This is a genomic window from Phenylobacterium sp. (assembly GCF_016124325.1).
Taxonomy (GTDB): domain Bacteria; phylum Pseudomonadota; class Alphaproteobacteria; order Caulobacterales; family Caulobacteraceae; genus Phenylobacterium.
The window spans coordinates 54239-65805 of sequence record NZ_WGNY01000040.1 but is presented as its reverse complement, the minus strand read 5'-3'; the positions used below and the strand labels follow the sequence as shown (position 1 = coordinate 65805).

Sequence of the window (11567 nt, the reverse complement as noted above, 5' to 3'; positions counted from 1 at the left end):
GATCTTCGCCCGGGCCGCCAGCAGCGCATCGATCTCGATGTCGATGTTCAGCGGGAAGTGCGGCACGTCGCGGAAGCTGTCGGTCATCCGCCGCGCCACGGTCTTCCTCATGCCGTCCAGCGGGATCAGGTCGTAGCTGCCGGGCGCTATGCCCATCTGCTCCAGGCTCTGGGCCTGGCGCGGCGCGGCCGCCGGAGCGGCGCCGGCCGACGCCGGCGCGGGCTTGGCCTGGCCGGGCTTGGCGGCCTCAATGTCGACCTTGACGATGCGCCCGTGCGGGCCAGAGCCCGCGATCGCCGAAAGGTCGATCCCCTTCTGCTCGGCCAGCCGCCTGGCCAGCGGCGAGGCGAAGATGCGGGCGCCTTGGGCTCCTCCCCCGCGCGCGGGCGAGGAGGACCGCGAAGCGGTGGTGGGGGCGGCCGCCGGAGCCGTGCCCCCTCCGTCGCCCCGGACCGGGTCCGGGACGCCACCTCCCCCGCTCGCGGGGGAGGAGCTGGGCGCTTCGGCCGGCTTCGGCGGCGGCGGGGCCGAGGCGCCGTCCTCGCCGGACAGTCGGGCGATCGGCGCGTTGACCTTCACGCCTTCGGTGCCCTCCGGCACCAGGATCTCCTCGACCACGCCTTCGTCGACGGCCTCGACCTCCATGGTGGCCTTGTCGGTCTCGATCTCGGCGATCACGTCGCCCGAGGAGACCTTGTCGCCCACCTTCACGTGCCACTTCGCCAGCGTGCCCTCCTCCATGGTGGGCGACAGGGCGGGCATCAGGATCTGGATGGTCATGTCAGTCGCAGAACAGGTCGGCGCAGGCTTCGACGATGGCGTCCACGTCGAGGCGGTAGTGGCGGTATAGATCCGGGATGTCGCCGACCTGGCCGAAGCCGTCGACGCCCAGCGACGAGACCCGCTGGCCGCGAACGCCGCCCAGCCAGGACAGGGTCGCCGGCGACCCGTCGATCACGGTGACGAGGCCGGCGTCCGCCGCGAGGCGCCGGAGCAGCGCTTCGGCGTGGCTCTCGCGTCGGCCGCCGCCGCCCCATCGGTCCCGGCGAGACGCCATCCAGTCGCGGTGGAGAAGGCCAGGCGAGACGACGTTCAGCACGCCCAGCCCTGGGATGTCCTCGGCCAGCGCCTCCGCCGCCTCCAGCACCTCGGGCGCCACGGCCCCGCAGAAGGCGATCGCGGCCTCCGCGCCGGGCGCGGGCGGCCTGAGCCAATAGGCGCCCCTGAGGGCGTCCTCGCGCCAGCCGTCGTCCTCGCGCTCGACCTGCCGCAGCGGCCGCGTGGTCAGTCGCAGGTAGACCGATCCGCCGTCGTCGGCCTGCATGTGGCCGAAGGACCAGCGCATCACCTCGGCCAGCTCGTCCACGAAGGCGGGCTCGAAATAGGTCAGCCCCGGTTGGCCCATGCCGATGAGGGGGGTGTAGATCGACTGGTGCGCGCCGCCTTCCGGCCCCAGTGTCACGCCGCTGGGCGTGGCGACCAGCATGAAGCGGGCGTCCTGGTAGCAGGCATAGTTCAGCGCATCGAGCCCGCGGGAGATGAACGGGTCGTAGACCGTCCCCACCGGCAGCAGTCGTTGGCCGAACAGCGGCGCCGAGAGACCGAGGGCGGCCAGGTTCAGGAACAGGTTGTGCTCGGCGATGCCCAGCTCGACATGCTGGCCGGCGCCGCCGCCGGCCCACTTCTGGGGCGACGGGATCCTGGCGTCGCGGAAGACGTCGGCCGTCTCGCGCCGGCGGAAGAGGCCGCGCTGGTTCACGAACCCGCCGAGATTGGTCGAAACGGTCACGTCCGGGCTGGTGGTGACGATCCGGTCGGCGATCGGGTGGCCCGACTTGGCGAGGTCCAGCAGGATGCGTCCGAAGGCCGCCTGGGTGGATTGCTCGGCGCCCTCCGGGTCTGGAAACGCCGCGCGATCCGGAACCGGCACGGGCGCGGCGGCGAAGCGACGTTCGGCGGGCTGGGCGAAGGGGGCCGTGGCGATGGCCACCCGCACGGCTTCCGCGTCGTCGTCGGACAGGCCCGCGAACGGCTCCCACTCGCGGCCCTCCGGCACGCCCAATCCGGTCCGCACCGTTTCGATCTGGGCCGGCGTCATCAGCCCCGCGTGGTTGTCCTTGTGGCCCTGCAGGGGCAGGCCGAAGCCCTTCACCGTGTAGGCGATGAAGAGGGTGGGCGTGTCGTCCTGCGCGGCCTCGAACGCTTCGATCAGCGTCTCGATGCAATGGCCGCCCAGTCCGATCATGAGCTGGTGCAGCTCGTCGTCGGAGAAGCTCTGCAGCAGCGCGCGCACGCCGGGCCTGCGGCCGATGTCGACCATCAGGCGCGCACGCCAGGCCGCTCCGCCCTGGTAGGTCAGGGCGGCGTATTCGGCGTTGGAGCAGGCCTCGATCCAGGCCTTGAGCGCCGCGCCGCCGGGGCGGGAGAACGCGCGCTCCTGGCCCTTGCCCCATTTCAGGGTCACGACCCGCCACCCCGCGGTCTCGAAGATGTCGTCGAACCGGTCGAACATCCGGTCGGCGGTGGTCGCGTCGAGGCTTTGGCGGTTGTAGTCGACGATCCACCAGCAATTGCGGATATCGTGCTTATAGGCCTCGATCAGGCACTCATAGATGTTGCCCTCGTCGAGTTCGGCGTCGCCCAGGGTGGCCACGAACCGGCCCTTGCGATCGGGGTCCAGCAGGCCGTGGCCCTGGAGATAGTCCTGCGTCAGGGCGGCGAAGGCGGTGATCGCCACGCCCAGGCCGACCGAGCCGGTCGAGAAGTCGACGTCGTCCTTGTCCTTGGTCCGTGACGGATAGGACTGCGCCCCGCCGAAGCTGCGGAAGGCTTCGAGCTGCGCCCGCGTCTGGCGGCCCATGAGGTACTGCGCCGCATGGAACACCGGGCTGGCGTGCGGCTTCACGGCGACCCGGTCCTGCGGGCGCAGGGCGTGGAAATAGAGCGCCGTGAGGATCGTGGTCATGGAGGCGCAACTTGCCTGGTGTCCGCCGACCTTGAGCCCGCCGCGGCTCTCGCGCAGGTGATTGGCGTTGTGGATCGTCCAGATCGCCAGCCAGCGCAGCCGGGCGTCGAGGTGGGTCAGGGCGCGCAGGCGCGCCGTCGGCGCCGCGACCTGCGATCTGGGAAGGGGATTGGCCATGTCGCCTCCATGGGACGTGGCTGACTACCATCTTCCCGGAGACGATTTCTGGCGAAGACGTCCATGATGCGAGCGCGCAGCGCCATATTCTGCTACCGCATGCGAATTGCTTGGCAGAATCTGCAAGGGACCCCGTGCAAGTCGACCTTGATGCGATCGATCGCAGGATCCTGCTGGAACTGCAGCGCGACGGGCGGCTGACCAATCAGGAGCTGTCGGACCGGGTCGGTCTCTCGCCGAGCCCTTGCCTGAGGCGGATGCGCCGCCTCGAGGAAGCGGGCGCGATCGACCGCTACGTCGCGCTTGTCGACGCCGCGTCCGTGGGGCTTCAGATCACCGCGTTCGCGCGCGTGGCCCTGGCCAGCCAGGACGCCTCCCAGCTCGACCAGTTCGAGCGCGAGGTCTCGCGCTGGCCCGAAGTGCTGGAATGCTATCTGATGACCGGCGAGGTCGACTATCAGCTTCGCGTCGTGGCGAAGAGCCTCTCGGACTACGAGAGCTTCCTGCGCGAGAAGCTGGCCCGCATCCCGGGCGTCGCAAAGATCCACTCCAGCCTCGCGTTTCGACCGATCGTGTATCGGACGGAGTTGCCGGTCTAGGATCAGGGCCGGGGAGGGGCTGGGGGCCAGCGTCATCGCCCGCCTCGAAGCGGGCGCCTGGGCCCCTGGTCGCCGAAGCCTACTGCTCCTCGGAAAGCCACAACTCGTGGGCGTCCAGGGCCATGCGCAGGAGCCGCTTGTGGGCCTCCGCGCGGGCGGCCAGTTCGGCCCGCCGGGCCTCGAAGTCCTGCCGCTCGGCCAGCAGCCGATCGCTCAGGTCGCGCTCGCCGAGCTCATAGGCCCGGGCGATGCGCCTGGCCGTCTGTTCGGAGGCCGCGCGCGCGCCGTTGGCGGCGTTCCAGGCGTCCAGCGCCGCCGAGGCCGCGATGACGTCGCCGCGCGCGGTCGCCCGCACGTCCCGCGCAACCATGGCGAAGCGCGCCTCGGCGGCCGAGGCCTCCGCCGCCTGGCGATCGGCGGCGGCGCTCCGGCGCGGCCCGCTGAACGGGATGGAGACGAAGAGGCCGATGCCGCTCTCCTCGCCGCCGCGTTCGGAAAAGGTGCGCACGCCCAGCGTCGGATCGGGCAGGCGGTCGCGACGCACGCGGGTCGCCAGGAACCGTTCGCGGTCGGCCAGGGCGCGGGCGATGGTGATCTCGTGGCTGCGCTCGAGGATGATATCGGTCCAGGCCTGGAAGGGACGGTCGGGCGCCGCGGGGGGCGACAACTCGGGGGCGTTGGCCGGCGCCAGGCCGGGAAACATCATCTCCACGTCGGCCCGGGCGGCGGCTTCGGCGCCGGCGGCCTGAGCCGCGGCGGCCCGGGCCCGGGCTTCGGCGCCGCGGGCTTGGTCGAGATCAAGGGGCGCGGCGTCCTTCAGCTCGACACGACGGGCGAGGGCGGCGGCCTCCCGGGCGTAGGTCGCGAGCTCGGCCTCGGCCAGGGCGCGCCGTCCGGCGGCTTCGGCCCAGGACAGCCATCGATCGATCAGGACCAGGGACGCCTGGTGGCGCGCATCGTCCACACTGTCTTCAGCGGCCTTCAGGCCGGCGCGTCCGGCGGCGCGATCCATTTCCGCCTTGCCGGGCAGCCGGAGCCCCCGGGCGGCCTGAACCGACCATTCCGAATAGTTGCCTTCCTTGCGCACCCTGCGGTCGTCGAAGGCGGCGGTGAAGACGGTCTCGTGCTCGCCGGCGTTCAGGATGCGCTGGTCCGCGCGGGCCGCGCCCAGCAGCGCGCGGGCCTCGGCGAGCTGGGGCGTGGCTTCGAGCGTGTCGAGGATCATGGCGTCCGGCGGCAGGAACCCGGGGCGGGCCATGCCGGGGTCGGAGGCGAGGGCGGCCGCGGGCGCGAGGACCAGGGCCGAAGCGAGAAGGGCGAGCGTGCGCATCAGTCGGCGGCCTCCAGGGCGGCGGCGCCGCGCTCCATGCCGAAGCGCCGATAGAGGATTGGAAGCAGGATCAGGGTGAGGAAGGTGGAGGTGACCAGCCCGCCGACCACGACGATGGCGAGCGGCTTCTGGATCTCCGAGCCGGGTCCCTTGGCGAGCAGCAGGGGTGCGAGGCCCAGCGCCGTGATCGAGGCGGTCATCAGCACCGGCCGCAGCCGTCGGCGCGCGCCCTCCGTCACCGCCTCGCCCACCGCCAGGCCTCGCTGGATCAGGTCGTTGAAGTGGGACACGAGCACCAGGCCGTTCAGAACGGCGATGCCGAGGAGCGCGATGAAGCCGACGGAAGCCGGCACCGAGAGGTACTGGCCCGAAACCCACAGGCTCAGCATCCCGCCGATCACCGCGAAGGGAATGTTGGCGAGGATCAGCAGGGCCTGGCGCACGGACCGCAGGGTGACGAACAGCACCAGGAAGATCAGCGCCAGGGCGGCGGGCACCACGACGCCCAGGCGGGCGGCGGCGCGACGCTGGTTCTCGAACTGGCCGCCCCAGACCAGGCGGTAGCCCTGCGGCATCGGCACGTCGCGGGCGACGCGCGCCTGGGCCTCCTTGACGAACCCCACCAGGTCGCGGCCGGTGACATAGGCCTGCACCACCGCGAAGCGTGAGGCGTTCTCGCGGTCGATCTTCACAGGCCCCTGGACGCGTTCGACCCGCGCCAGGTCGCCGACCCGGGCGAAGCCGCCGTCGGGGGTGGCGATCTCGATCTGCTCGAGGGCCTCGGGTCGGGCGCGGGCGTCCTCAGGACCGCGGACGAGCACCGGCGTGCGCCGACCGGGCTCGAAGACCACACCCGCCGGTTCGCCCTCGATCTGCGCGCGAAGTTCGCTTTGGACGGCCTCGATCGACAGGCCCGAGCGGCTGGCCGCGCCGCGGTCCATCTCAAGCTGCAGATAGTCCACGCTGTCGCCGGCCACGGTGTAGACATCGGCGGCGCCTGGCGTCGCCTTGATGGTCGACTGGATGCGGGTGGCCAGATCGCCGAGGGTCGCCAGATCCGGGCCGAACACCTTCACGGCCAGGTCGCCGCGGCTGCCGGTCAGCATCTCCGAGACGCGCATCTCGATCGGCTGGGTGAACGCCGAGTCCACGCCGGGGAAGTCGGCGGCGACCTTGCGGATCTGGTCGGTGAGCCAGGCCTTGTCCTTGCGCCGCCACTCGCTCTTGGGCGCCAGCACCAGGAAGCTGTCGGTCTCATTGAGGCCCATGGGATCGAGCCCCAGCTCGTCGGAGCCGACGCGGGCGACGATGCGCTTGACCTCCGGCACGCGGGCCAGGACCGCGCGCTGCACCGCCATGTCCTGCCTGGCGCTTTCGTCCAGATTGATGGACGGCAGCTTGGCGAGCTGCATCAGGATCGCGCCCTCGTCCATGGTCGGCATGAAGCTCTTGCCGACGAGGACATAGCCGGCGCCGGCGGCGGCCATGCCGATCGCGGCGGCGGCGATCACCGGCATGGGCTTGGCCAGGGAGCGAGCGAGCAGGCGCTCGTAGAACGGCCCGATCCTGCGCATCAGCCAGGACTCGTGATGGGGCGACGCCTTCAGGAGGAACGAGGCCAGCACCGGGATCAGGGTGAAGGACAGGACGAGCGAGGCGGCCAGGGCGAAGACGATGGTCAGGGCCACCGGCGCGAACAGCTTGCCCTCGAGACCCTGCAGGCTGAGCAGCGGCATGAAGACCAGGCAGATGATCAGGACGCCGGAGACCACCGGGACGGCGACTTCCCGCGCGGCCTCGTAGATCAGGTGCAGCTTGCGGGACCGCGACGCCTCCGGATCGGTCAGGCGCTCGACCGTGTTCTCGACCACGACGACGGCGGCGTCGACCAGCATGCCGATGGCGATCGCCAGCCCGCCCAGGCTCATCAGGTTGGCCGAGAGGCCGAAGGCCCGCATGAGCAGGAAGGTCGAAAGCGCGGCGAACGGCAGGGTCACCGCCACGACCACCGCCGCGCGCCATTCGCCGAGGAACAGCACCAGCAGGATGACCACCAGGATCGTGGCTTCCATCAGCGCGTGGATCACCGTGCCCGTCGCCCGCTCGACGAGTTCGGAGCGGTCGTAGAACGGCTTGATCTCGACCCCGGGGGGCAGCGTCGCCTTGACCTCCTGGAGGCGCGCCTTGACGGCCCTGACCACGGCGCTGGCGTCGGCGCCGCGCAGGGCGATGACGATGGCCTCGGCGGCCTCTCCCTTTCCGTTCTCGGTGACGGCCCCGTAGCGGGTGAGCGCCCCGGTGCGAACCTGCGCCACGTCGCCCAGGCGCACCGCGCCGCCGCCGGGCAGCTCGATGGCGGTGGCGCGAAGGTCCTCCAGCGAGGTCGCGGCGCCCACCACGCGCACGATGAGAGCCTCTTCGCCTTCGATCAGGCGACCGGCGCCGTCGTTGCGATTGGCGGCCTCTATGGCGCGCCTGAGTTGGGCGGCGGTCAGGCCCGCGCTGGCCAGGGCGGCAGGGTCGGGAATGATCTCGAAGGCGCGGGCGCGTCCGCCCAGGACATTGACGTCGGCGACGCCGGGCAGGCCGCGCAGGGCCGGGCGCACGGTCCAGTCCAGGAGCGTGCGGCGTTCCTCCAGGCTCAGCCCGCCGCCCTCCAGCGTGAACATGTAGACGTCCGACAGCGGCGTGGAGATCGGCGACAGGCCGCCCGAAACGATCGAGGGCAGGCTCGCCATGGCGTTGGCGAGACGCTCGGCGGTCTGCTGCCGCGCCCAGTAGACGTCGACGCCTTCCTTGAAGTCGAGGGTGATGTCGGCGATCGCGTACTTGGCCGTCGAGCGCAGGATCGTCTGGTTCGGGATGCCCAGGAGCTCCATCTCCAGGGGCGTGATGACCTGGTTCTCGACTTCCTCCGGCGTCATGCCGGGGGCCTTCAGGATGATCTTCACCTGGGTGGGCGAGATGTCCGGGAACGCGTCGACGGGCAGCTGGCGGTAGGCCGACCATCCGGCGACGATCAGGCCGAAGGCCGCGACGACGATCATAAGGCGCTGGGACAGCGCGATGGAGACGAGGCGGGACAGCATGGATCAGCGCCCTGCCGCGGCCTTGAGCTGGCTCACGCCGGCGCTTGCGACGACCGCGCCCGGGGCGAGCCCCGTGACCACGGCGAGGGTCCGGGACACGCCCTGGACGGTCACGATCTGGGGCCGATAGCCGTCGGAGGCCCGCACGAACACCGCGTCGCGGCCGTCGAGGCGCGTCAGGCTGGATCGCGGCACCGCGACCGAGCCCGCCGGGGCCGAACCCATGACGGTGAGCTGGACCGCGCGGCCGGGCGCCAGGCCCGTGCCGGGCGGCAGTTCGGCGCGAAGCACCGCCGAGCGCGTGCGGGGATCGATCGCCGTGCCGGCGGCGACGACGCGGCCGCGCACGCCGCCGACTTCGACGCCCGCGCCGACCTTGACCTGGCCGATCAGGGCGGCGGGAAGCCGGGCCTCGACCCACAGCCGATCGTCGCGGTCGACCACGATGGCGGGCGCCATGGCCTCCACCCCGCCGCCGGGCTGCAGGCTCAGCTGCGAGATGTGCCCGGAGATCGGCGCGCGCAGCGCGTACTCGCCCGCCTTTCCCGTGCCGCCGCCGGCGCCGGCCAGGAGTCTGCTGTTCTCGGAGGCCATCGCGCGGGCCTGGGCGGCGCGCGCCTCGGCCTCCTCTGCGCGGGCGCCGGCGATGATGCCTTCGTTGGCCAGGGTGCGGGCGCGCCTGGCGGCGGCCTCCGCCGTTCGCGCCTCAGCCTGGGCGGCGACAAGCGCGGACGACACGCGCAGGGCGTCCTGGCTGTACACGACGGCGAGCCGCTGGCCCGCCTTGACCGCCTGGCCCTCCAGCACATCCACCTGAACGACGGTTCCGGCGAAGGGCGCGGAGACGATCACCCGGCCGTTCAGCGGCGGCGTCGTCACGCCGGGCAGGGTGGCGAGCGCCGCTTCCGTCGCGGCGGTGGCCGTCGCCGTTCGCAGGCCCATGTTGCGCGCCTGGGCGGCGGTGAGCGGAACGGCGGGCGGAGCGCTCGCCGCGATCTGCGGCAAGGCCATTGCGAGCGTGCTCGCAACGACGGCCCAATAGCGTCGTCTGAACATTTCGGGGTTCCCAAGGGGCGCTGGCCGCCTGTCTGACGCGGCCCGCTGAAACCACCCTGAACCGGAGCTGAAACGAAGCTGAACTCGGATGCGCGCCGGGGCGCTTTCAGGCAGGTTTCAGGTGGGCTGTGCTACGCCCTCGGCCGAAACGAGGCTTAGATGCGGATCCTGCTCGCCGAAGATGACGCCGAACTCGCGCGTCGGCTCGGCCTTGCCCTGGGCGAGGCGGGCTTCGCGGTCGACTATGCCGACGACGGACCGGATGCGCTGTTCCTGGGCGAGACGCAGGATTTCGACGCGGTGGTGCTGGATCTGGGACTGCCCAAGATGACCGGGCTGGAGGTGCTCAAGCGCTGGCGCCGCGCCGGCCGCGACACGCCGGTCCTGGTGCTGACCGCGCGCGACGCTTGGACCGAGCGTGTCGAGGGGCTGAACGCGGGCGCCGACGACTATATGGGCAAGCCGTTCCAGGCCGCCGAGGTGGTGGCGCGGCTGCGCGCCCTGGTGCGCCGCTCGGCGGGCGCGGCCTCGTCGGTGTTGCGGGTCGGCGATGTCTCGCTCGACGCCGGCGCCAGGCTCGTGGAGGTCTCCGGACAGCCGGTCGAACTCACCGCCCGCGAGCTGCGGATCCTCAGCTATCTGATGTACCGGGCGGGACGCATCGTCTCCCAGACCGAACTTGCCGACCACGTCTACGCCATGGACGACATGCGCGAGTCCAACACCATCGAGGTCTATGTCGCGCGCCTGCGCAAGAAGCTCGGGCGCGACGCGATCCGCACGATCCGCGGCCTCGGTTACCGGATGGGATAGCATGGGCCGGTTCTGGAAGAGCTTCCGGGCGCGGCTCATCATCGGGTCGGTCGTGTGGATCTGCGGCGGGGTGGCGCTGAGCGGCCTGGCGCTGTCGGAGCTGTTCCGCGCCCATGTGACCGAACAGTTCGACGGGGAGCTTCACGGCCACGCCGCGGAGCTGGCCGCGCTGGTGGACGTCGACGCGAAGGGCCGGCCCTTCCTGCATCGCCGCCTCAGCGATCCCCGGTTCCTGCCCTCCCGCTCGGGCTTCTACTGGCAGATCGACGCTTCCGACGGCCAGGCGGCCGCCTCGCCGTCGCTGTCCGGGGCCGCCCTGCCGCTGGACGGGCCGCCGCCCGATCCGGGCGTGGAGCGCCACTCCTTCATCGACGGGCCCACGGGCCAGCTGCGGCTCGTCCAGCGCACTGTGAGGCTGGCGGGCGGGGGCGAGACATTGCGCATCGGCATCGGCGCCGACGAACGGCTGCTGCAGAATGTGCTCGCCGACTTCAATCGTACGCTCGTGCTGTCGCTCGGCGTGATCGCGCTGGGCCTTATCGGCGCGGCGTTCTTGCAGGTGTGGTTCGGGTTGCGGCCGTTGGCCAAGGTGCGCGCGAACCTGGTCGACGTACGCCAGGGCCGGGCGGCGCGCCTGCCGTCGGACGCGCCCGACGAGGTGATGCCGCTCGTGCGCGACATGAACGCGCTGATCGACGCCAACCACGAGATGATCCGGCGCGCCCGCACCCAGGCGGGCAACCTGGCCCACGGGCTGAAGACGCCGCTGGCCATTCTCGTCGACGAAGGCGAGCGGCTGCGCGCCGCCGGCGACGGCTCGGCCGCCAATGTGATCCTCGCCCAGTGCGAGCGCATGCGCCGCCAGATCGACTACCAGATCGCGCGGGCGCGGGCGGCGGCGTCGCGCAGCGCGCCCGGCGCGGTCGCCGACGTGGTTGCGGCGCTTGAGCCGGTGATCTCGGCGATGACGCGCCTGTACGGGCGTCGCGGCGTCGCTTTCGCCCTTTCCACCGAACGACCGCTGGTCGCGGCGGTGGAGGCCCAGGATCTTGGAGAGATGGTGGCCAACCTCGTGGACAACGCCGGGAAATGGGCCAACTCGCGCGTGGAGGTCGCCGCCGCGTCCGACGCCGGCAAGATCAGAATAACCGTGGACGATGACGGCCCGGGCCTGCCGCCGGAAGCCTGGGAGGTCGTCTTCAATATCGGCCAGCGCCTGGACGAGCAGGCGCCTGGATCGGGCCTCGGCCTGTCGATCGTGCGTGACCTCGCGATCCTGTACGGCGGGCGCGCCTGGCTGGAGCAGGCGCCCATCGGCGGCGTGCGAGCCATCCTGGAATTGCCGCAGCCGCAATAGCATCGGCGACCGGCCGTTCCAGCCCCGATCGCAACGTCGGCATCCGCTCACTCGGTCGTCGGCGGACATCCTCTCGACCAGGCGTCGAAGGCGGCGCGCCGCCGCCCCTGGAGAGCGCGAGTGTCCTCGGCGTCCGAGACGGCTGGTGAGCGGGCGTCGGCCCGCTCCGGCCAAGGTGAAC

8 protein-coding genes are annotated in these 11567 nt (G+C 71.6%); 3 read left to right on the top strand and 5 right to left on the bottom strand.

Annotation, left to right across the window (positions count from 1 at the left end):
• Together GC203_RS20760 and GC203_RS20755 are read right to left on the bottom strand one after the other, a co-directional pair.
• Positions 1 to 780, bottom strand: a 780-nt coding sequence (locus GC203_RS20760) for a biotin/lipoyl-containing protein (RefSeq protein ID WP_293458460.1), incomplete at its 3' end; no start/stop codon positions are given.
• 1 nt (position 781) lies between these two features.
• Positions 782 to 3142 (bottom strand): transketolase, encoded by a 2361-nt coding sequence (locus GC203_RS20755; RefSeq protein WP_293458458.1) that lies wholly within the window; start codon positions 3140 to 3142, stop codon positions 782 to 784.
• 134 nt (positions 3143 to 3276) lie between these two features.
• On the opposite strand from GC203_RS20755, the gene GC203_RS20750 reads away from it, so the two are divergent.
• The gene (locus tag GC203_RS20750; RefSeq protein WP_293458457.1) at positions 3277 to 3741 is read left to right on the top strand and encodes an Lrp/AsnC family transcriptional regulator; all 465 of its coding nucleotides are present in this window, start codon (positions 3277 to 3279) and stop codon (positions 3739 to 3741) included.
• Between the two features lie 79 nt (positions 3742 to 3820).
• Here GC203_RS20750 and GC203_RS20745 read toward each other — a convergent pair whose 3' ends face one another.
• From GC203_RS20745 to GC203_RS20735, 3 genes are read right to left on the bottom strand one after another with little or no spacing between them, the layout of a single operon-like run.
• Positions 3821 to 5071 carry a TolC family protein gene (locus GC203_RS20745; RefSeq protein ID WP_293458456.1) on the bottom strand — a complete coding sequence of 417 codons (1251 nt, stop codon included), beginning with the start codon at positions 5069 to 5071 and terminating at the stop codon, positions 3821 to 3823.
• Positions 5071 to 8160, bottom strand: a complete 3090-nt coding sequence (locus GC203_RS20740; RefSeq protein WP_293458455.1) for an efflux RND transporter permease subunit — start codon at positions 8158 to 8160, stop codon at positions 5071 to 5073. The genes GC203_RS20745 and GC203_RS20740 overlap by 1 nt, the downstream gene beginning before the upstream one ends.
• A gap of 3 nt (positions 8161 to 8163) precedes the next feature.
• Entirely contained in the window at positions 8164 to 9171 is a 1008-nt protein-coding gene (locus GC203_RS20735) for an efflux RND transporter periplasmic adaptor subunit (protein WP_293458454.1), read from the bottom strand.
• A 204-nt stretch (positions 9172 to 9375) separates the two neighbouring features.
• On the opposite strand from GC203_RS20735, the gene GC203_RS20730 reads away from it, so the two are divergent.
• Both GC203_RS20730 and GC203_RS20725 read left to right on the top strand, forming a co-directional pair.
• On the top strand, positions 9376 to 10029 hold the full coding sequence (locus GC203_RS20730) for a response regulator transcription factor (protein WP_293458453.1): 654 nt from the start codon (positions 9376 to 9378) through the stop codon (positions 10027 to 10029).
• Position 10030: 1 nt separating this feature from the next.
• A complete protein-coding gene (locus GC203_RS20725) occupies positions 10031 to 11386 on the top strand; it encodes an ATP-binding protein (protein ID WP_293458452.1) in 1356 nt (451 codons plus the stop codon).
• The last annotated feature ends 181 nt before the right edge of the window (positions 11387 to 11567 follow it).

Coding starts and splice junctions, on each gene's coding strand:
- GC203_RS20755 (WP_293458458.1), bottom strand. CDS start 3,142: ATGGCCAATCCCCTTCCCAGATCGCAGGTCGCGGCGCCGACGGCGCGC.
- GC203_RS20745 (WP_293458456.1), bottom strand. CDS start 5,071: ATGCGCACGCTCGCCCTTCTCGCTTCGGCCCTGGTCCTCGCGCCCGCG.
- GC203_RS20740 (WP_293458455.1), bottom strand. CDS start 8,160: ATGCTGTCCCGCCTCGTCTCCATCGCGCTGTCCCAGCGCCTTATGATC.
- GC203_RS20735 (WP_293458454.1), bottom strand. CDS start 9,171: ATGGCCTTGCCGCAGATCGCGGCGAGCGCTCCGCCCGCCGTTCCGCTC.
- GC203_RS20730 (WP_293458453.1), top strand. CDS start 9,376: ATGCGGATCCTGCTCGCCGAAGATGACGCCGAACTCGCGCGTCGGCTC.
- GC203_RS20725 (WP_293458452.1), top strand. CDS start 10,031: ATGGGCCGGTTCTGGAAGAGCTTCCGGGCGCGGCTCATCATCGGGTCG.